Origin of the sequence: Streptococcus saliviloxodontae (assembly GCF_016908655.1) — a bacterium.
Classification (GTDB): Bacteria; Bacillota; Bacilli; order Lactobacillales; family Streptococcaceae; genus Streptococcus; species Streptococcus saliviloxodontae.
The window spans coordinates 1-22,459 of record NZ_JAFBEI010000011.1 but is presented as its reverse complement, the minus strand read 5'-3'; the positions used below and the strand labels follow the sequence as shown (position 1 = coordinate 22,459).

At 40.7% G+C, this 22,459-nt stretch carries 13 protein-coding genes and 1 pseudogene; 5 read left to right on the top strand and 9 right to left on the bottom strand.

Annotation, left to right across the window (positions count from 1 at the left end; translation table 11 throughout):
• Positions 1-164: 164 nt before the first annotated feature.
• Entirely contained in the window at positions 165-8,168 is an 8,004-nt protein-coding gene (locus JOC31_RS03465; RefSeq protein WP_205016792.1) for a G5 domain-containing protein, read from the bottom strand.
• Between the two features lie 286 nt (positions 8,169-8,454).
• A complete protein-coding gene (gene guaA, locus JOC31_RS03460) occupies positions 8,455-10,017 on the bottom strand; it encodes a glutamine-hydrolyzing GMP synthase (RefSeq protein WP_205016791.1) in 1,563 nt (520 codons plus the stop codon).
• Positions 10,018-10,220: 203 nt separating this feature from the next.
• Here guaA and JOC31_RS03455 point away from each other — a divergent pair, with 203 nt between their 5' ends.
• From JOC31_RS03455 to xerS, 5 genes and pseudogenes are all read left to right on the top strand, one after another.
• Entirely contained in the window at positions 10,221-10,919 is a 699-nt protein-coding gene (locus JOC31_RS03455) for a GntR family transcriptional regulator (protein WP_205016814.1), read from the top strand.
• An 86-nt stretch (positions 10,920-11,005) separates the two neighbouring features.
• Positions 11,006-11,353 (top strand): annotated as a pseudogene (locus JOC31_RS03450) (putative DNA-binding protein); the annotation flags it as partial.
• Between the two features lie 60 nt (positions 11,354-11,413).
• Positions 11,414-12,967 carry a signal recognition particle protein gene (gene ffh / locus JOC31_RS03445; protein WP_205016789.1) on the top strand — a complete coding sequence of 518 codons (1,554 nt, stop codon included), beginning with the start codon at positions 11,414-11,416 and terminating at the stop codon, positions 12,965-12,967.
• Between the two features lie 182 nt (positions 12,968-13,149).
• A complete protein-coding gene (locus tag JOC31_RS03440) occupies positions 13,150-14,367 on the top strand; it encodes a hypothetical protein (RefSeq protein ID WP_205016788.1) in 1,218 nt (405 codons plus the stop codon).
• Positions 14,368-14,605: 238 nt separating this feature from the next.
• Positions 14,606-15,676 carry a tyrosine recombinase XerS gene (gene xerS, locus JOC31_RS03435; RefSeq protein ID WP_205016787.1) on the top strand — a complete coding sequence of 357 codons (1,071 nt, stop codon included), beginning with the start codon at positions 14,606-14,608 and terminating at the stop codon, positions 15,674-15,676.
• Positions 15,677-15,773: 97 nt separating this feature from the next.
• On the opposite strand, the gene queF is transcribed toward xerS, so the two are convergent.
• From queF to cls, 7 genes are all read right to left on the bottom strand, one after another.
• Positions 15,774-16,265 (bottom strand): preQ(1) synthase, encoded by a 492-nt coding sequence (gene queF, locus JOC31_RS03430; RefSeq protein ID WP_205016786.1) that lies wholly within the window; start codon positions 16,263-16,265, stop codon positions 15,774-15,776.
• Positions 16,266-16,290: 25 nt separating this feature from the next.
• Positions 16,291-17,007, bottom strand: a complete 717-nt coding sequence (queE, locus tag JOC31_RS03425) for a 7-carboxy-7-deazaguanine synthase QueE (RefSeq protein WP_205016785.1) — start codon at positions 17,005-17,007, stop codon at positions 16,291-16,293.
• On the bottom strand, positions 17,000-17,443 hold the full coding sequence (queD, locus tag JOC31_RS03420; protein ID WP_205016784.1) for a 6-carboxytetrahydropterin synthase QueD: 444 nt from the start codon (positions 17,441-17,443) through the stop codon (positions 17,000-17,002). Before queD ends, queE begins: the two co-directional genes overlap by 8 nt.
• Entirely contained in the window at positions 17,443-18,096 is a 654-nt protein-coding gene (queC, locus tag JOC31_RS03415; protein WP_205016783.1) for a 7-cyano-7-deazaguanine synthase QueC, read from the bottom strand. The genes queD and queC overlap by 1 nt, the downstream gene beginning before the upstream one ends.
• A 185-nt stretch (positions 18,097-18,281) precedes the next feature.
• A complete protein-coding gene (gene dapA, locus JOC31_RS03410; RefSeq protein ID WP_205016782.1) occupies positions 18,282-19,217 on the bottom strand; it encodes a 4-hydroxy-tetrahydrodipicolinate synthase in 936 nt (311 codons plus the stop codon).
• Between the two features lie 70 nt (positions 19,218-19,287).
• Positions 19,288-20,364 carry an aspartate-semialdehyde dehydrogenase gene (locus JOC31_RS03405; RefSeq protein ID WP_205016781.1) on the bottom strand — a complete coding sequence of 359 codons (1,077 nt, stop codon included), beginning with the start codon at positions 20,362-20,364 and terminating at the stop codon, positions 19,288-19,290.
• A 310-nt stretch (positions 20,365-20,674) separates the two neighbouring features.
• Positions 20,675-22,204: a cardiolipin synthase gene (cls, locus tag JOC31_RS03400; protein ID WP_205016813.1), complete on the bottom strand. Its 1,530-nt coding sequence runs from the start codon at positions 22,202-22,204 to the stop codon at positions 20,675-20,677.
• Positions 22,205-22,459 lie beyond the last annotated feature (255 nt).

Sequence of the window (22,459 nt, the reverse complement as noted above, 5' to 3'; positions counted from 1 at the left end):
ATGATAGGTTTAAAGCAGTGTAACTACTCAAATTAAAAAATAAGCTAGGACTTAGTCCTAGCTTATTTGAGTTTATTCTTAGATCAGTTACTAAGAAGTGGAGCAGACTAATAAAATAAGATGCTTTTTGACCTTATCGATGTCATCTCATTTATTAGTATTGTTTAAATTGAGGTTGTGTAGATGGACTCTCTGAAGTCATTTGTTGTTAAGAGGTAATCGTTGTAGATAGCAGCCTCTACAGCCTTGACTAGAGAATTACCGTCTAAGCGATTTTGTTCTAAATCTTTCTGCATGGCATCACGCATGAGATTTTTAATGTCATCATAAGATGTCAAAACGTTGGCTTGTCTATTCCATTGAACGGTTACAGGTTTAAGACTACCACTTGCTTGAGCAGCCGCTTTATGCTCTGCATATTTCTTAATCTTGAAATCATCCCATGATGTATATCCGAGTGGTTTGAGAATCTTATCAAAAATATAACTGTCTGTTAAATGACTATTACCCGCTGCTTGAGCTTCGCTAAGAAGTTGGTTACTTGCATATGGAATCAAACCTTTTTCGTAACCAAGCTCTGCCAATAATTCGTAACTAGTACGACGGAAGGTTAGGTCACCAGGGGAACCAAGGGTATTATCGTTTTCACCCCACATGCCCGCAAACATGCTAACAGCCTGATAAGATCCACGACCGATTTTGCCGCTATCATTCTTAGAACCGAAGTGGCGGACGCTTGCGACATCTGCATTAACAAAATCCTCAATGGTTTTAAGGCTTTCAGCCTCTGTAGTAGTCAGGCTACGGTAGGTATCTGCAGCCCATGCATCATTTCCAGAACTGTCCTTATCGTAAGCTTTTTCCATCTTACGAAGCAGTTTTTGTTTGTTTTCAGTTGTTTGCTCGGCGATAAGTTCAGCTTCAATGGCTTCCAAGGTATAGATGACATCAAAGGATCTTTGAGTGTATTCTTGTACATCCTGAGCATTTTGATAACGTTCAGGGCTAAGGGCATAATAACGACTCTTAGATGTCTGTCCATCAGTTCCTGTCCAATCAAAGAGAAGGTTAAGAGCAAAGTAGTCATTGCTATATCCTGTAGGAGATTGGAAGTAAGCTTGCGCATATTGCTCAGGTCCAAGTCCTTCACGTCTACCATATGAATAGAGGTAAGTTTTACCATCAGCATTGTGGGCTGTTTCGTGAGTAAAGATAGAGATTGTATAATCACTCAAGAGACTGTAGATGAAGAAGGTAGAAGTACCATTTGCATAGGCTGAGGCTGGGGCAGTCTGAGTCTTACCGCGACCAATTGGGAAGAAGAAGTCCTGCATGGCATCGTTTGTAGTAGTGGCACTATCACTCATCAACCAATTTCCTCTGACGCTGTAGCTATCCCAGTTTGGCATTGTTCTAAAGAGTGTCGCATCAACATCACTTGGCAAGATACGGAACCAAGCATCAAAGTGAGCACGTTCCATATCGGCGTATTTTTGAATACGTTTTTTAAGCTCTTCTACTTTAGTAGCGTAAGTTTCAGGATCAGATGTTTTGAGCTTCATATCGAGATAGACATCGTACATACCATAAGTGATAACTGGCACTGTTGTGATAATGTAAATCCCTTCTCTAGCTGTTAGAAGTGGTAGAAGACCGTTTTGCTCACTAGTGGCTCCCTTGAGTCGATTGTATACCGCAACATCTTGATCTGGGTATTCTTCAGATTGCTTTTCAACGATATAGGCGGTTGTATGAGCTTTGAACCAATCATTCATGCTTGAATAGTTATTATCCAAGAGTTGCTTATGACTTTCTAGGAAATCAAATAAGCTGAGATCACCTGAAGCAGTTGATAAGGACGATGCATAGGTAGAGATATTATTTTGAGGATCAAGGTTAGAGAAGCCAGTTTTACCAAAGTTTACAAGCCATTCTAACTGTTCGACATTGCTCTTGCCATAGAAGTCTTGGGCATAGAGTAGGAGATCATCAGCTCCAATCTTATCAAAATCAAAGCCGTACCAACGCACAAGATAGCTAAGTCCTAACATAAGGGCTGACTTATTCTCTTTGATGTAATCTACGATATAGGATTTTGTAGCACCGCCGAGGTTATTGATTGACTTATCTGAGCTGAGAAGTTTGTTAAGGTAAGTGTCAATATTTTCCTGAACCTTTTCATAGGTTTCTTGGAGGTAGAGCTTGCTAATCTTTTTAGCAGGGTCAGATTCACTAGTGATACCGAGTGTTTTGTAGTTATCATCAGATGCGTAAGCAAGATTCTTAAGGACATCAGATACTTGAGAAATAATATCGCTGTGATCGCTGACAAAGACTTCAGGTGTGTAGATTAAGTCTGTACCGGTAATCTTGTATTGACGGACAGCATCATTGGTATAGGCTTTATCAAAGCTAACGGATAGTTTTTCGATACTATCATCAGCATAACGAATCATAATTTGATCAATATCATTTTGTGAAAGATCACTTGCGATATTCCCGTCTTTAAGTGGGGTTACTGAGACAATTTCTTTCCTTGCTAACTGACTTGAAGCATCTACAAGATTGCCGTACTCGACCAAGGTATCACGGTCATAGAATGGAATTATTTTTTCCATGTTCTTATAAGCTATAAGACGGCTTTCTTGACTATCTGTTAGGCTAAGGTAATCTACTTTGTTAGTTTCGGAATCGCTTGCGATTAGGTCTTTAGCCGTATTACCGAAAGCCGCAACCTTGTCTTGACCATCCTGTACAGAAATTCCTTTTGCGTAAGATGTAGAGGAACCGTCTGATAGGTCGGTAATGTAGTAATTATCCGTTACACGGCTTGTTGCGTAAGCAGAATCTCCATAGAATAGAGTACCGTTAGTGACTTTAGCAGCTGTGACATTGTTGTTAGCGTAGCCGTTTGTATAAGTTGAAGCGACTCCCGCAGCAACTTGCATTCCTGAGTTACCTGTATTGGTCACGCTACCTTGCATGTAAGAATCACGTAAGCGCCCATTAGAGCTGACTAATGCAACAAGACCTGCAATACGTATGTTGTTAGAGACACTACGTCCAGATACATCTGCTGAGACATAGGCTTTTTCAATGATAGTCCCATTGTCATTAGCACGACCTGCAATTGCAGCAACTTCTGCAGTCCCATTTCCGACACCTGTAGCAGTTATGCTACCTGTGAAAGCGACGTTTGATAGGACAGCCCCAGAGGATACTCTGTTGACCAAACCTGCGACGTTGTTAGTCCCTGTAATAGACCCTTGAACAGCAACGTTTTCGATACGTGTATTACGGTAGGCAGTTTGAGAGATAGCACTTGTAGCATTTGCATTGCTAGTGATATTGACGTTTGACAAGACCAAATTTTTAATGGTAGCAGATTGTAGATGCTCAAAGAGTGGTTTGTCAAGATCATAAATACGGTATTGCTTACCTTGATAGTTGCTTGTGAGACTACCTGTGAAAATACCAGTAATATATGACGCGTCACTAGTTGATAATTCTGTAGCTGATACGTCTGCTGCTAGCGTATAGTTTCCTGAAGGGTTTGCCTTCATAGCAGTGATGAGTTCAGCGAAACTTGTATAGACGGTAGAGTCAGCTTGCTCTTGTTTTTTCGCAACATTGAAACTATAGCCATCTGTGTAAGGGGTATCGTTACCTGCGAATGTCGTTAACTCAGTAAAATTCAAGTTAACGGCATAAGTACCATCCCCATTATCACTGAAGCTAGATACCGGAATAAGCATCTGGCGTAAATCCTCAGTCTTAATGCGCACATAGTAGTTATCAGTCGTTGCCGTATCATCAGTCGTTAAACTTAAAACGTGCTCTTCACGACCATCTGTGTATTTATAGAGCTCCTGACTAAGGATATTTTTGATTTCAATAGTTGGTGCAGTCCCGATTTCGGTAACTTGATCAATAGCTGGTGTATCAACTGAGCTCAACAAGGTTTCAGAAAGTACTTGTCCATCTTTTGTTTTAACGATTGAATACGTCTCAGTTGTGTATCCTGCAACACCTTCTACAGCGATACGTTTAACATTCCGTCTAAGACTATCTGTTTTCTTTTCAACTGATTTAAAATCAACAGGATTAGTACGCTTCTCGATAGTTTCTGTAATGGTTTCGAGCTGTCCAACATTGGTGATTTCTTCCACCATAGGTGTTGTTACTTCTGTTGAAACAATTTGGCTATCCACTAGTTGACCGTCCACGTAAGTATTACGCGTAACAGTGGTTTCTACCCCATCTTGACCTGTTTGTGTAATCTTAGTCTCACCAGCTAGCATGGTAGGATCAGAGACGGTTCTCTTGGTGAATGGAATTGCGCGTGTCTCCGTAACATCCTCAGTAGTTACCTTAGCTTCAGGAAGCTCAGTGTTAGCACTGTCGCCTTTATCAGTCTCGAGAGTTCCGACAGTGGTAATCTCATCAACCGGCTCAGACGTTACTGTAGAGGAAACAGCTTCGGTATTAGCGAGCTGCCCATCAATGTAGGTATTGCGAGTGACTGTAGTCAATATGCCGTCTTGCCCAGCCTGAGTAACTTTGGTTTGACCTTTAGGAAGGAGAGGATCTTCAACCGTGCGCTTAGTGAATGCGATAGCCTGTGTTTCTGTAATATCCTCAGTAGTTACCTTAGCTTCAGGAAGTTCAGTGTTAGCGCTGTCGCCTTTATCAGTCTCGAGAGTTCCGATAGTGGTAATTTCGTCAACCGACTCAGTTGTTACTGTAGAGGAAACAACTTCAGTATTAGCGAGCTGCCCATCAATGTAGGTATTGCGAGTGACTGTAGTCAATATGCCGTCTTGCCCAGCCTGAGTAACTTTGGTTTGACCTTTAGGAAGGAGAGGATCTTCAACCGTGCGCTTAGTGAATGCGATAGCCTGTGTTTCTGTAATATCCTCAGTAGTTACCTTAGCTTCAGGAAGTTCAGTATTAGTAGAGTCACCTTTATCGGTCTCGAGAGTTCCGACAGTGGTAATCTCATCAACCGGCTCAGACGTTACTGTAGAGGAAACAACTTCGGTATTAGCGAGCTGCCCATCAATGTAGGTATTACGAGTGACTGTAGTCAATATGCCGTCTTGCCCAGCCTGAGTAACTTTGGTTTGACCTTTAGGAAGGAGAGGATCTTCAACCGTGCGCTTAGTGAATGCGATAGCCTGTGTTTCTGTAATATCCTCAGTAGTTACCTTAGCTTCAGGAAGTTCAGTGTTAGCGCTGTCGCCTTTATCAGTCTCGAGAGTTCCGATAGTGGTAATTTCGTCAACCGACTCAGTTGTTACTGTAGAGGAAACAACTTCAGTATTAGCGAGCTGCCCATCAATGTAGGTATTACGAGTGACTGTAGTCAATACGCCATCTTGTCCAGCCTGAGTAACCTTAGTCTGACCTTTAGGAAGGAGAGGATCTTCAACTGTTCGTTTGGTAAATGCGATAGCCTGTGTTTCTGTAATATCCTCAGTAGTTACCTTAGCTTCAGGAAGTTCAGTATTAGTAGAGTCACCTTTATCGGTCTCGAGAGTTCCGACAGTGGTAATCTCATCAACCGGCTCAGACGTTACTGTAGAGGAAACAACTTCGGTATTAGCGAGCTGCCCATCAATGTAGGTATTACGAGTGACTGTAGTCAATACGCCATCGTGCCCAGCCTGAGTCACCTTAGTCTGACCTTTAGGAAGGAGAGGATCTACAACCGTGCGCTTAGTGAATGCGATAGGAGTTTGTGTTTCTTCATCCTTACTTGTTACCAAAGCAATCGGTAGATCTGTCGACTCTGCATCGCCTTTTTTCTTAACTAAAGTACCGACTTCGATGATTTTTGAAATCGGTAGCACTTCCTGTCTAGCTACTTCTAGTTTTGATATAATCTGCCCGGTTTGATCGCTAGTTACTTGATAAGTAATGGTAACATGTCCGTCTCGCCCCTCTTGAATCGTATTTGTTTTTCCCTCTTCAAGGAGAGGGTTTTCGCGAGTCTCAGTTTGGAAAGTTTGTCCAGCAACTTGTTCAGTTACTAATTGAGTAGTGGTAGTTGAGGATTCTTCCTTGGTTCCAACGGCGATAATTTCAGCTTGTGAGGATTGGCTGATTTCTTGAGAGAGAGTTTCTGTTGTTACTAGCTCACCATTTAGATAAACATGACGGAGTTTAATGGTCTCAACGCCATCTTTCCCCTCTTGGATAACTCTAGTTTGTCCTTTAGGAAGATTGGCATCTTCGACAGTCTCTTGAGTATGAGGAATAGTCTTGGTCTGAGTTTCTTCTTGATAGCTTAGTTGCGCTTCAGGAATCTCTGTATTAGTCGAGTCCCCTTTATCGGTCTCAAGAGTCCCGACAGCGATAATTTCTGAAACAGGGGATTGAGTGATGGTTTCAGAAACTAACTCACTTGTTGCCAGTTGTCCATTGATGTAAGTATGACGATAAGTTTGGGTTAAACTACCTGTTTGACCGGTCTGGAGGACTTTGGTTTGCCCTTTTGGTAGGGTTGGATCCTCGATGGTTTGACTGCTAAATGGCAGAGCAGTCATCGTACTTTCATCATTTGTTGTGATGATTGCTTCAGGAAGCTCTGTAGTTGTCCCTGTACCAGTATCTGTTTGCGTTGTTTCTTCAACTTTGGTTCCAATAGCGATAATTTCAGATACAGGAGCCTGGCTTACCGCTTGTCCAACAATATCAGATGCTACTAATTGGCCATCAACATAGGTATGTCGGATGGTTTGTGTCTCTACCCCCATTACACCAACTTGGATTACTTTAGTCTGACCAACAGGAAGACTAGGATCTTCGATGGTTTGACTAGTGTAGGCAAGACTATTTGTTGTTGTTTCGTCACTCGTCGTAATAACAGCTTCCTTAGGCGTGACTGTATCTGAGTTTCCTTTGCCAGTTTCAAGAGTACCAATCGCTATAATTTCATCTTGAGCTGGGCTAGTCGTAGTTTCTGAAATCATGTCAGTTGCAACGAGCTGGTCATCAATGTAAGTGTGACGTAGCGTTTTAGTTAGGCTACCGTTTTGTCCTGTCTGAAGGATCTTGGTCTGACCTTTTGCAAGGCTAGGATCTTCGACAGTTTTGCTGTTGTAAGCGATACTTTCAGTTACCGTTTCATCGGTAGTCGTCACCTTGGCGATAGGGAAATCTAACTGTTCTGAGCTCCCATTACTAGTTTCAAGTGTACCAATGGCTGTGATTTCATCTTGAGCCTTTTGAACCACTGTTTCAGATAAGACTTGGCTAGAGACAACTTTGCCGTCTTGGTAATTGACTTGAACTTGCTTTTCAATCTTCCCATTCTTACCTTCTTGAACAATTTTGGTTTGCCCTTTTGGCAATAGAGGATCTTGGATAGTTTGTTTACCATAGGTGATTGTTTCCGTCTGAGTCTCTTGTTTAGACACTAGCGGAGCTTCTTCGGTAGTTATCGGTTCTTGCTTTACTTGCGTTGTCGCTTGGTTTGACGGTGTGGTCTCTTGAGTACTGTTAGTCGTTGTAGCTTCAGTGAATGTCACCGCTTGATCTTTACCATACTGATCAGTAAAATAACCAACCAAGTGATAGCCAGAAATATTATCAGCTGTTACTGACTGTCCTGTAAGAACAAGCTTTGAATCCCTTAATTGAAGGACATCAGCGACAGCTAAGCTGGCAGTCATGACAGTTCCACCAAAAGCAAGGAGTAAGATTAGCTGTTTACGATTGCGTTTACTTCTGAGAACTAAAATACCACCCAAGGCTAAGAAACCGATACCTGTCAGTGAAAGAAGTTCCTGATCTTTAGAAGATGTATTGGGAAGGAACTGACCAACAAGTGTTTGTTGAGGACTGGATGTTTTTTGCTTTGTGGCACCCGTCTTAGTATCTGCCTTTTGACTAGCGACACTGTCTTTGGCATAGACAAACGTGTAATCAACATTTGCTTTTGCGGTAAGGTCGTCTGTGATGGCTTGAACACGATTTTTATCGGCTTGGGAGAGTGTGTAGTAGTCAACGTAGTTGACATCAGAGCCAGCATCGCTTTGAGCGAATGCCGTTGATGGGGAAGCTAGAAGTGAGGAGAGTATAACAAAGCTTCCAATCAAGCACGAGCCTACGATGCCATTTTTTTTACGAATGGCATATTGATTTAATTTATCTCTAAATAGCATGAGAAACCTTTCTTTGCATAAAAGTAATTTTTACTATTATATTTTATCATATTCTGACAATTCATTTAAGAAGATAGCTCAATATTTTTAATTGATATACATTTTAATTTTCAAAAAGAGACTTTGCTATAAAACTCTTGTTTTTAGCTAACAAATCAACTTCCTCGTCTTAGGCTCTCACACCTATAAAAATTCACTCAAACTGATGGCTAATACACAAAAAAAACGAATGAAGTATAGGTGATAAACACCATCATTCATTCGTTTTTAAATATTAGATTTTTGCTTATTCCCACTCAACTGTTGCAGGTGGTTTACTTGTGATATCGTAGACAATACGGTTGACGTGATCAACTTCATTAACGATACGGACAGAGATTTTTTGGAGAACTTCCCAAGGGAGTTTTGCAAAATCAGCTGTCATACCATCGACGGAAGTGATGGCACGAATCGCGATAGTGTAGTCATAAGTACGACCGTCACCCATAACACCAACTGAACGAACACCTGTGTTAACAGTGAAGTATTGCCATGCATCACGTTCTAAACCAGCTTTAGCAATCTCTTCACGGAGGATAGCATCTGATTCACGGACTGTCTCCAATTTTTCTTCAGTGATTTCCCCCATAATACGGATAGCAAGACCTGGTCCTGGGAATGGCTGACGCCAAACAACTTCATCAGGCATTCCAAGAGCTGTACCAAGAGCACGCACTTCATCTTTGAAAAGGGTATTAAGTGGTTCAATCAATTCAAATTGCATGTCCTCAGGAAGACCACCAACGTTGTGGTGAGATTTGATTGTTTGAGCTGTTTCAGTACCTGACTCGATAATATCTGTGTAGAGTGTTCCTTGTGCTAAGAAATCAACACCTTTGAGTTTACTTGCTTCATCATCGAAGACGTAAACGAATTCGTTACCGATGATTTTACGTTTTTTCTCAGGGTCATCGACACCAGCGAGAAGATCAAGGAATCGTTTAGACGCATCAACACGGATGATATTAAGACCGAACTTACCACCAAGCATCTCCATAACCTGATCGCCTTCACCTTTACGAAGAAGACCGTGGTCAACAAAAATACATGTCAATTGATCGCCGATAGCACGTTGTAAAAGGACACCAACAACTGATGAATCTACACCACCTGAAAGTCCAAGAAGAACTTTACGGTCTCCGACTGTTTCACGAATTTGTGCGATTTGCATGTCGATGAAGTTATCCATAGACCAATCTTGACGCGCGCCACAGATTTCAACAGCAAAGTTTTTCAAAATGTCGTTACCGTAGACAGAGTGACGAACTTCTGGGTGGAATTGGATACCGTAGAAGTTTTTCTCAGAGTTTTCCATAGCAGCATAAGGACAGTCAGCTGAATCACCAACAAGGTGGAAACCTTCAGGAATTTCAGTAACAGCATCTCCATGGCTCATCAAAACAAGTTGTTCTTCAGGAGTCCCTGCAAAAAGTTTTGATTCTGAACGGAGACGAAGCGTTGATTGACCATACTCACGGTTACCAGCTTCACCAGCAGGAACAACCTTACCACCAAGCTTGTGAGTGATGAGTTGCATCCCGTAGCAGATACCAAGGATTGGAATACCAAGTTCAAAAATTTCTTCATCGATACCAAATGCGTTGTCAGCATATACTGAATTTGGACCACCAGAAAGAACGATACCGATAGGATTGATAGCACGAAGTTCATCAGCAGAGATCTTGTGACTCTTCAACTCAGAAAAGACACCGAATTCACGGATACGGCGTGCAATGAGTTGGTTGTACTGGCTACCATAGTCAAGAACGATGATTTTTTGAACATCATTCAAAGTAGAAATGTCAGTCATTGTTACCCTTTCATTTAACGTCTGAAAATGGCAGACGATATAGTTTGTACCTATTGTAGCATAAAAACTTAGAATTCGCATTACATTTATGTAGCGACAGCCGAAAATTATTCTCTCAAACTCAGGTTATAAATATCACTATCAATAGCACTAATAGCCTGTAAAATGGTATAATGTAGGGAATGACAAAAGAAGGAGTTGCTATGACACCAGCCTATATTCATATTCATGATCATATCAAAAAAGAGATTGAAGACGGTAAGTGGCAGATTGGGCAACGTTTGCCTAGTGAACGCGATTTATCGGAGACTTTTCAAGTCAGTCGAATGACTTTGAGACAAGCGATTACCTTACTGGTAGAAGAGGGAATTTTAGAACGACGTGTCGGTAGCGGAACTTACGTCGCAGGACGTCGCGTCCAGGAGAGGATGCGAGGAACCACCAGCTTTACCGAAATTGTTAAATCCCAAGGAAAATACCCATCATCTAAGCTAATTTCTTATCAAAAAAAACTGGCGAGTAAAACCGAGCGCGACCAACTTCAGCTAACTGCAAAAGACTATGTGATCTCGATGGAACGCGTCAGGTATGCTGACCAATTACCTCTGGTTTACGAAGTAGCTTCTATCCCAGAGAAGTTGATTGCTTCTTTTAATCAAACTGAAATAACGGAGCATTTCTTCCAAACCCTGACTCAAAATGGCTATACCATCGGCAAAAGCCAACAGACGATTTATGCCAAAACAGCTAGTGATAAAGTGGCTGGACACTTGGATGTCGCTAAAGGTCACGCCATTCTGGCGTTAACACAGGTTTCTTACTTTTCAGATGGGACACCTTTTGAATATGTCCGTAGTCAGTATGTGGGAGATCGATTTGAGTTTTATTTAGAAAACAATTGATAAACAACATTTTTAAAATTATGTTGCAAGAAAATCATTTAAAAATATTAAGATAGGGTTTAGGCTACTCTTTACAGTCTTTTTGTGATAAAATGGAGCTTATGGAAATTGAAAAAACCAATCGAATGAATGCTCTATTTGAGTTCTACGCGGCCTTGTTGACCGACAAGCAAATGAATTATATTGAACTCTATTATGCTGATGACTATAGCTTGGCAGAGATTGCCGAAGAATTTGGTGTGAGTCGCCAAGCTGTCTATGATAACATCAAGAGAACAGAAAAGATTTTGGAAGCCTATGAGATGAAGCTACACATGTACTCTGATTATATCGTCCGAGGTCAGATTTTCGACGATATTGTAGCCAAATACCCAGATGACGCCTATCTTCAAGAACAAATTGCTGTACTAACAAGCATCGATAACAGAGAATAATACTGAGAGAAAGGAAGAGAACTGCAGGATTTTTTGAACCCAGCAGTTCCAAAAATATCAATGGCATTTGAAAGCTTAACTGAACGTCTGCAAGGCGTTTTCAAAAATCTACGTCGTAAAGGAAAACTATCTGAAAAAGAAGTCCAAGAAGTCACTAAAGAGATTCGCTTAGCGCTTCTTGAAGCTGACGTCGCCCTACCGGTTGTCAAAACGTTTATCAAGCGTGTCCGTGAGCGTGCAGTTGGACATGACATTATCGATACACTTGATGCCTCTCAACAAATCATTAAAATTGTCAATGAAGAGTTGACTGAGATTTTAGGTTCAGAAACTGCAGAGATCATCAAGTCACCTAAAATTCCAACCATTATTATGATGGTTGGTTTGCAGGGTGCTGGTAAAACAACTTTTGCAGGAAAACTGGCTAACAAACTCATCAAAGAAGAAAATGCTCGTCCTATGATGATTGCTGCGGATATTTATCGTCCAGCAGCCATTGATCAATTGAAGACTTTAGGGCAACAAATTAACGTCCCTGTCTTTGATTTAGGGACAGAGGTTGCTGCAGTTGATATTGTCCGTCAGGGTCTGGAAGAAGCTCGTAACAACCATAACGACTATGTTTTGATCGATACCGCAGGTCGTCTACAAATCGACGAAGTTCTTATGCAAGAATTGCGCGATGTTAAAAAACTTGCACAACCAAATGAAATCCTATTGGTTGTGGATAGCATGATCGGTCAAGAAGCTGCTAATGTCGCCCGTGAATTTAATGAACAATTGGACATCACTGGGGTTATCTTAACCAAGATTGATGGGGATACACGTGGTGGTGCCGCTCTATCTATTCGAGAAATTACAGGAAAACCAATCAAATTCACTGGTACTGGTGAAAAAATCACTGATATCGAAACCTTCCACCCAGATCGTATGTCATCACGTATCCTGGGGATGGGTGACCTCTTAACACTGATTGAAAAAGCTTCTCAAGAATACGACGAGAAAAAATCATTGGAACTTGCTGAAAAAATGCGTGAAAACACATTTGATTTCAATGATTTTGTAGAGCAACTCGATCAAGTACAAAACATGGGACCTATGGAAGATCTCTTGAAGATGCTTCCAGGAATGTCAAATAACCCAGCGCTTGCAAATCTTAAAGTAGACGAGAAGCAGGTAGCTCGTAAACGCGCTATTGTATCATCGATGACGCCAGCCGAGCGTGAAAATCCAGAACTCCTAACTCCGAGTCGCCGTCGCCGTATCGCTGCAGGGTCAGGAAATAGCTTTGTAGAAGTCAACAAATTCATCAAGGACTTCAACCAAGCCAAAGGTATGATGCAAGGGATGATGTCAGGAGACATGGAAAAAGCCATGCGTCAAATGGGCTTAAATCCTAACAATTTACCGAAAAATATGCCTGATATGAATGGCATGGATATGTCAGCTCTTGAGGGAATGATGGGAGGAGCTGGTATGCCAGACCTTTCAAACATGGACCTCAGTCAAATGATGGGTGGCGGTCTAAAAGGAAAATTAGGTTCCTTTGCGATGAAGACAGCTATGAAACGTCAGGCTAATAAAATGAAAAAAGCTAAGAAAAAACGCAAATAATACGCAACCACCTATCTCATTGTCTAAACACGAAATGAGATAGGTGGTTTTAGTCATATATTTTATTATGTAACAAAAAATTCGATAGGCTACTCTGTTAGAAAATATAAAACATTCAATATATTTTTGTTTGCATTTATGCTATACTATGTTACATCAATAGAAAAAGGATCTCATTATTTATGAAATGGAAATTGACTCTGGGAGCGATTGCTGTCTTTTCTCTGCTCGCAGTCTCTGAACAGACATTTGCAGATAGTAGCATTTATAGACTCTATAACCCAACCTTAAAAGAACATCTTTTTACCTCAGATACCAATGAATATGATGTCTTGTCATCCAAAGGTTGGAACCAAGAAGGTTTAGCCTGGTATGCCCCTGATAACGGTCAGCAAGTAACCCGACTTTACAGTAAGATTACCCACAAACATCTCTACACAACAGACCAGAATGAAGTGTCGGTTTTAACGAGGTCTGGTGCTTGGGTTCAGGATGCAATGAGTTTTTACTCAGGTGGTGATACACCGATTTATCGTCTTTATCATGAAGGTATTAAGACCCATCTTCTAACAGCTGATACCAACGAGTACCAAACCCTAGCTGGGGCTTGGAATCAAGAAGGAGTCAAACTGTATGCTACTGCCTTACCAGATTCAGACAGGTCATCATCCATCGCTCAACCAACCTCAAAAGTTATCAAAACATTACCAGTTGGGGAACAAGGGATAGAAAATACACCCTCGACGGATACAATTGAAGCCGACGTTTCATTGACAGGTTCAGGGACTGGTTATCACGCAAAGTTAGTCATGGCAACAGCAACATCAGCCATTAGCTTTGGAATTCAATACGACACAGGAGCTGGGGATCCCGATTTCAGGAATCAACTCGCCTTTATGGTTGAAAATGTTGCAAGTAACGCCAGTGGGCAACAAGCTTATTCTTGGACTAATCACGTTGGAGAACTGGGACAAACCTACCATATCATGCTTACTTTAGATGAAGCGACAGGAAATTACGCAGGTTATATCAATGGTTCCCAAGTTATTACAGGTAACAATGCCATGTTGACAAGTCAAGCCATCGCAGCACGTGGCGAGAAGATTTATCTTCGTACCGAAGGTTCAGGTAGAAAAGAAGGGGATAATATTAGCGCCAGTTTTTCGAATGTTAAGCTTAAAACGAATGGCGTGTATGACCCAAATATAGCCTGGACAACTCATTTTTATCAAGAAAATCCAGGTGTCAGTATCTCTGGAGACGTGACAAATCACACCATCTCAGGTATCATGACTGGTATGGGAACCCATGTCGACTGGGATTCGGCCTACGAATCCTTTAGCGGTATTTTACAATATGATAATGTTGTTCAAGAAAATCCAACATCACAAACAAATTAATAAAAAGTCTCGTTTACATGACGAGACTTTTTATTATATAAAGAGCAGTTGTAAGTGTTAGAACTCTACAATTTTTATTTTTTGAGATGAACCCATTTATTTTAAAATCACAGCACGAAGTAGCTTCTATCAAAAACTCTTTATACATCTTTCCGAAAAACTGTAATTTTCTTGAAAAATATTTGTGGGTGTGATATACTTCTATTAACACCAAATCAATGATAAAAATGGAGAAAAAATGAAACGTGAACGTTTACTTGAAAAAATTGATGACTACAAATCAATGATGCCTTGGTATGTTTTAGATTATTATCAATCAAAATTATCGGTTCCTTATAGTTTCACCACCCTGTACGAATACCTTAAAGAATACCATCGATTTTTTGATTGGTTGATAGATACTGGAATCTCAGATGCTAATCGGATTGCTGAGATTGATCTAGCCGTTTTAGAAAACCTGACCAAAAAAGATATGGAATCCTTTGTTCTTTACCTTAGAGAACGACCATCTTTAAATACCCATTCAACCAAGCAAGGTGTTTCTCAAACAACAATCAATCGTACCTTATCGGCTCTTTCAAGTTTATATAAGTATTTGACTGAGGAGGTTGAAAATGAGGATGGTGAACCCTATTTTTACCGTAATGTGATGAAAAAGATTGCAACCAAAAAGAAAAAAGAGACACTTGCTGCTAGGGCTGAAAATATCAAACAAAAGCTCTTTTTGGGTGATGAGACAATCGCTTTTTTGAAACATATAGATTGTGAATATGAGAACAAACTTTCCAATCGTGCCAAGTCTTCTTTCCGTAAAAACAAAGAGCGAGACTTAGCTATTATCGCACTTCTTCTGGCATCCGGAGTGAGGCTCTCAGAGGCGGTCAATCTAGATTTGAAGGATTTGAATCTCAATATGATGGTTATCGAGGTAACCAGAAAAGGTGGCAAACGAGATGCTGTCAACGTTGCTAGTTTCGCCCAACCTTATCTGGCCTCTTATTTAGAGATTCGTCAAGCACGCTACAAAACTGAAAAACAAGATACTGCTCTTTTTGTGTCAGAGTACCGAGGAGTACCAAATCGAATTGATGCATCAAGTGTCGAAAAAATGGTAGCAAAATATTCTCAAGACTTTAAAATCCGCGTCACTCCCCACAAATTACGCCATACATTAGCCACAAGATTGTATGATGCAACGAAATCTCAAGTATTAGTGAGTCACCAGCTAGGACATGCTTCGACACAAGTAACTGACCTTTACACCCATATCGTCAACGATGAACAAAAAAACGCTCTGGATAATCTCTAGCAGTTGACTGAAAAAGCAAGTGGCACTTCTGCTATAATTTTAGAGATTCTAAAAAAAGACACTTCTGAATGAGTTAGAAGTGTCTTTTTTGCTACTATTAACGATTATCAATGGTTTCAGGATAAAGGTCGTGATTCATTAAGCGGAAGTTCGCCATTTCTTCATATTTGCTACCTGGACGACCATAATTATAATAAGGATCGATAGAAATACCACCACGTGGAGTGAATTTTCCCCAAACCTCTAGATATCTAGGATTAAGAAGTTCAACCAGGTCTTTACCGATGGTATTGATACAATTTTCATGAAAATCACCGTGATTTCGGTAGCTAAAAAGGTATAACTTTAATGATTTCGACTCGACACACAACTCATCTGGAATGTAAGAAAGGTAGATGGTTGCAAAGTCTGGCTGACCTGTCATTGGGCATAGTGAGGTAAACTCTGGACAATTAAACTTGATAAAATAATCATTGCTTTGGTGACGGTTTTCAAAGGTTTCTAGAATATCAGGACTGTATTCGAAGATGTAATTAGTATTTTGATTCCCAAGTAGGGTGAGATCTTTCATTTCAGTTTCTTTTGACATAGGATTTCTCTTTTCTAAATAAGATTTAAACACCACGTTCGTTATCATAGAGTAAGGTGTGTAATTGCGGAAGAACACGAACATTTCCCCAACTATCATCATTGGCAATGCGTTCCCAAAGTTCTTTGAGTCGGTTTAGTTGATTTAAGACAATATCACCTTCTTTGTTAGGTTCGGGGTTCCCTGCGGATAGGTACAAAACATCAGGATTATATCTATCTTGGATGGTTTTAGCAAATGCTAAGTCATCATCATCGAAAACAGGAATTTTAAAAGTCACACGCTCAGGATCTAAACGACCAACAATAAAATCAAGGGTTTCAAAATTAACGACCATCTTTGAAGATGGTGGCTTGGGGCTTAAGGTAACTTGATCGATATCTGTTAGCCAATCCTGCCACCTAGAACCTTGAGTTTCTACTGCCAGAGTTACACCTCTATCTTTTAACTTTTGGACGAGCTCTGCCATATTGGCTGCTAACAAGCAAGGATTTCCTCCTGATAGGGTGACATAGTCGTAGTTTCCGAGTTTGTCCAGTTGTTCGATAACCTGGTCACTGGTCATTCGAGTTGGTTTTTCAGAACCGTCCCAAGTAAAGGCGGAGTCACACCAGTCACAGTGGTAATCACACCCTGCAGTTCTAACAAACATCGTTTTTTGTCCGATAGCACGTCCCTCTCCTTGGAATGTTGGACCAAAAATTTCTAAAACAGGCAATGTTAATTGTCTTTTATTAGTCAATATCCCACTCCTTTCGGAACTCTGCAAAAGAGGTTGGTGTTTCGTAAAGGCGGACATACTCCATTTCAAGACCACGATCACTTGGCAATGACTCTGCACATGTCTGGTAAATCCAATAAACCATATTTTCAGCAGTCGTATTCATATATGGGAGGCTTTCATTTAGGTAACGGTGATCTAACTTAGGCTCTAGCTCATTTTTGTAGATTTCTTTTAAATCTCCAAAGTCGTAAACCATTCCACAATCATCTAAAAAACCAGAGACGGCTAGCTGCAAGCGATAGGTATGCCCATGCAAAGCTTTGCATTTTCCCTCATAGTTAAATAAGTGATGCGCCGCATCAAAGGTGAATTCCTTTGAGACAAGGACACGCCTAGGGCAGTAGATTAAACTGTCACCAGTTTCTTTTTTGATTTCTTTAGGCGCTAAAAACATTATGCTAGTCCTCTCCTTGCCATATAGTTGTCCAAACCAGCCTGACGTAGATGACAAGCTGGACACTCTCCGCAACCACTTCCTTTGATACCGTTATAGCAAGTTAGCGTATTTTCTCGAACGTAATCGAAATAGCCTAATTCGTCTGCTAAAGCCCATGTTTCAGATTTGTCCAACCACATGAGTGGGGTTTGAATCACAAAGAGATAATCCATGGCTAAATTAAGTGTCACATTGAGAGATTTGATAAAGGCATCTCTACAATCAGGATAGCCTGAAAAATCTGTTTCACAAACACCAGTGACGAGATCTGTAATACCACGTTGCTTGGCTAAGACGGCTGCAAACGATAGAAAAAGATGATTACGGCCGTCAACAAAGGTATTTGGAATTTCCCCTTCTTTACTTTCGATGGGTTTATCGCTAGTTAAGGCATTATCCGTTAACTGACCAAGCAAAGACATATCGAGCAAGTGATTTTCGACGCCAAAATCGGCAGCGATTGCTTTTGCGACATCAACCTCAAGGGAGTGCTTTTGCCCATAAAGGAAGGTAACTGTTTCGACGTGTTCATAGTGTTTCTTGGCCCAGGCTAGGCAAGTGGTAGAATCTTGGCCACCACTAAAGACGACAAGTGCTGTATTTCGTTTCATTTCGACTCCTTTGAGAGAGTTGAGAACAAGGCATCAAAAATGCTCCTATTAATCATAATAGGAGCATTAAAAACAAACTGGTTTTTTTTAACGATGGTGTCTCCCAAACATCTCTTGTATTAAACTGTTTCTCAGTTTAGCATAAATAGTGACTTATTTCAAGTTATTATTTATGCTAACAAATCTTAGTAATCTGGTCTTACAACCCCTGTTACAGTTGCCTTAGTAGCTTCGTAGTCGCCGTCGACAACAACCTTAATAATGCGTTTGGCATCTTCTTCAGGTGCTGCAACTAGAGGAAGACGCAATGGGCCCACTTCAAAACCAAGGTAGTTAAGCACTGCTTTGACAGGTGCAGGACTTGGATATGAGAAAAGGGCATTGACTTTAGGGATGAATTGACGTTGAATTTTAGCTGCTGTTTTAATATCGTTTGTTTCAATAGCTTGTAACATTTGGTGCATTTCATCACCGTTCGTATGTGAAGCAACGGAAATAACCCCATCAGCTCCTAAGTTCATCGCATGGAAAGCATCCCCATCTTCACCTGTATAAACTAAGAAATCTTTAGGTTTATGTTCGATGAGATAAGCCATATTAGCAAGGCTTGTACACTCTTTGACACCGATAATATTTGGGTGCTCTGCTAGACGAAGCATTGTTTCGGGAGTCATTTCAACGACTACTCGACCTGGAATATTGTAGATGATGATTGGTAGGTCAGAAGCGTCAGCAATCGCTTTAAAATGCTGATACATCCCTTCTTGGGAAGGTTTGTTGTAGTAAGGGACAATAGCAAGTCCAGCTGCAAACCCTCCAAAAGCAGCCACTTCTTTAGCAAACTCGATAGAATCACGTGTATCATTTGTACCAACACCTGCGATTAAAGGCACACGACCTGCAACGATTTTTTGAACGGCAGCAAACAGTTCTAATTCTTCATCGTGAGTCAGTGTAGGACTCTCTGCAGTCGTTCCTGCTAATAGGATTCCGTCTGTATGGTGAGCTAGCAAATGCTCAACCAATTTGGGAAGAGCATCGAAGTTGATAGACCCGTCCTCATTAAATGGCGTAATCATCGCCGTAATTATTTTCGCATTGCGTAATTGTTCAATAGACATCTTAGCCTCCTTGTTTTTGATGATAAAAGTGAGGTTGAAACAATTGTCCCAGCCTCACTTTATAACTCAATTATTTCAATTCAAACTTAAGTTCGGCAGTTGGACGCACGAGTCCTCGTTCATGAAGTGTCTCTGCGATTTGAACAGAGTTCCACGCTGCTCCTTTAAGAAGGTTGTCTGATACAACCCACATATGGATTCCTTTTTCAGCATCCAAGTCTTTACGGATACGACCAACAAATGTATCACGTGAGCCTACAGCGTTAACAGCTTGTGGGTAAACTTGGTTAGCAACGTCATCCTCAAGGACAGCACCTGGAAAGGCTGCAATAGCAGCTTTCACTTCTTCGATTGGTGCTACTTCTTTTGTTTCAATGTAGACTGACTCAGAGTGAGCTGATAAAACAGGAATACGAACACATGTCGCTGAAACAGCGATAGAATCATCTTCCATGATTTTTTTAGTTTCTTTTGTCATCTTCATTTCCTCATAGGTATAATCGTTATCAGTGAAGACATCGATTTGAGGAAGGGCGTTAAATGCAATTGGGAAATGTTTCTTATCGCCACCACATGGTAAGATATCAGCTTTGACATCGCGTGGGTTAACACCGTCATTTAAAACTTCTTTCAATTCACGCTCAGTCTCATTGATAGCAGATTGACCTGCACCTGAAACGGCTTGGTATGTTGAAACGATGATACGGTCAAGACCCCATTTTTGACGAACAGGTTCAAGAGCTACCATCATTTGGATAGTTGAGCAGTTAGGGCAAGCAATGATACCGTTATGAGCATCGAGGGCATGTGCATTTACCTCAGGTACTACTAGGGGCACATCGGGATTTTGACGGAAAAATGACGTGTTGTCAACAACTACAGCTCCTGCTTTAACAGCGTAAGGAGCAAACTTAGCAGATACTGAACCACCTGCTGAGAAAAGAGCGATATCAACACCTTCAAATGAGTCTTCTGTTGTTAATTCAACTTCGATATCTTGACCCTTATACTGCAACACTTTACCAGCTGAACGAGCTGATGAAAGTAGGCGAACTTTATCAATTGGAAGTGTAGATTCTTCCAACATTGTAATCATACGTGTTCCGACGGCACCTGTGGCACCTACGACTGCAACTGTGTAACCCATAGATTTACCTCATTCTTTAAAAAATAGCAAAGCTATTCTCAAAATTTTCTAACAATTTATGATAATAGCTACATTATACTATTTTTTTAAGAAATTGAAAAGTCTTGAAAGGAAATTCACTCAAAATATAACTAAAAATCCCTCTATCTCATAGATAGAAGGATTTAGGGGGCATTCCAAGGAATGTGACAAAAAGGTTCACACAGATTGTCAAAGTCCGCTCCTGCGTTAATGACCTCCCCAGCGCAATATGGTCAAAAGACCAAATCGACTCATCGCATACCAATATTATATCACGTATGAAGTGAATTTACAAGAGTGGTGCAATGAGTTTTGCTGAATAACCAAGTAATTTCACGTATGGTGATTCATTCTTGACGACTTCTAGAGTGACCTCTTCACAGTCAAGGAGTGTCTGTTGGAAGTCGGCCTCGATTTTAGGGATTTCTGAGTTCTGGTAGAGATAGGTTGCACATTCAAAATGGTGGTAAAGGCTGCGATAGTCTAAGTTGATCGTTCCAACAACTGCTTTATGACCATCTGCCACAAATACCTTAGCATGCACAAACCCTGGAGTATAGGTATAAATTTTAACGCCAGATTTAATCAGTGTCTTAAAGTAGGTTTTAGCTAGAGCATAAGGAATAGCCTTATCTGGGATACCGGGCATAATCAACTTCACGTCCACGCCGCGTTGCGCCGCAAATTTAAGAGCGTGCTCCATCTCACTGTCGAGGATAAGGTAAGGTGTCATAATGTGAACGTAGTCTCTAGCGTGATTAAGGATGTCAATATAGACGTTTTCCCCTACTTTATCTTCATCAAGAGGAGAGTCTCCGTAAGGAATGACAAATCCATCTGAACTAGAGGCTTTCTGATGGTTACCGAGATAACTACCGTAGTCTATTGCCTCTTTAGACTCGGTGATTGACCACATTTGCATAAAAAGGATAGTGAAGGTATCTACTGCTTCTCCCTTCAGCATAATAGCGGTATCTTTCCAATGACCAAAGCGTTCAATTTTATTAATGTACTCATCTGCAAGGTTAACACCGCCAGTGAAGGCCACCTCTCCATCGATTACCACGATTTTACGATGGTCACGATAGTTGTAGTAGGTAGATAAGAATGGAGAAATCGGTGAAAAGGATTTGGCTTGGATGCCTATCTTTTCAAGTCTTTTTGTATAATCAAATGATAGCGTCGAAAACTCAATCATTCCGTCATACATCACTCGAACCTCAACCCCTTCAGCTACTTTTTCTTCCAGTATAGCTAGGATTTCTCCCCACATCATCCCTTCATCAATAATGAAGTACTCCATGAAAATATAGCGTTTAGCAGCTCGAAGTTCTTTCTTTAAGGCTTCAAACTTTGCTTCTCCTGATGGGAAGTAGGTTATTTTAGTATTTTTGTAAACTGGAAAGTATTGACTATCGCCATCTCCGCCCAAGTAACTTGCCAAATTGTAAGTGGTTGAGTGGCTTAACTTTAGCTCGTTTAAAATTTGGGAATGTTGGACAAGATAGGGTTGGCTATCGGCCATACTTTTATTGAGTGCTATTTTAAGACCGTTGTATCCCCAATCAATCTTGGTGTAAAGCAAAAATAGACTGCCAGCGATTGGAAAAGGAATGATAAGCAACATCCAAGTGATAACGGATAAGCGATCCATCTCACTATTGACCAAGTATAATACTGCTATTGTGGCAATGATAGCTCCTATGATTTGAACATGAACTTGATATTGATTGAACCAATCAAAAGTTGCAACCAGTATCAGCAGTTGAACGATTAAAAGAAGAGCGATGACTGTCATTCGACTGAAAATCCCTCTCAGTAAACCTCGTCTCCCTTTGTCAAGTAAGCGTACCACTTGATTTCTCTGACTAATTTTGCTGTCCTCCTTGTAACATTTTCAATAGTTTCATTATACCATAAGAAAGCCATAAAAAGCCTCCTTATCCACGACAATCGCATGAAAGATTTTTAGCAAGAAAGTGTACTGACCCCAAAAAGTTGGACACTATATTTATTGAAGGGATTTAGTTCTGTATTGCACAGGACTAAGTCCTTTTAGTTTTGCTTTGATTCG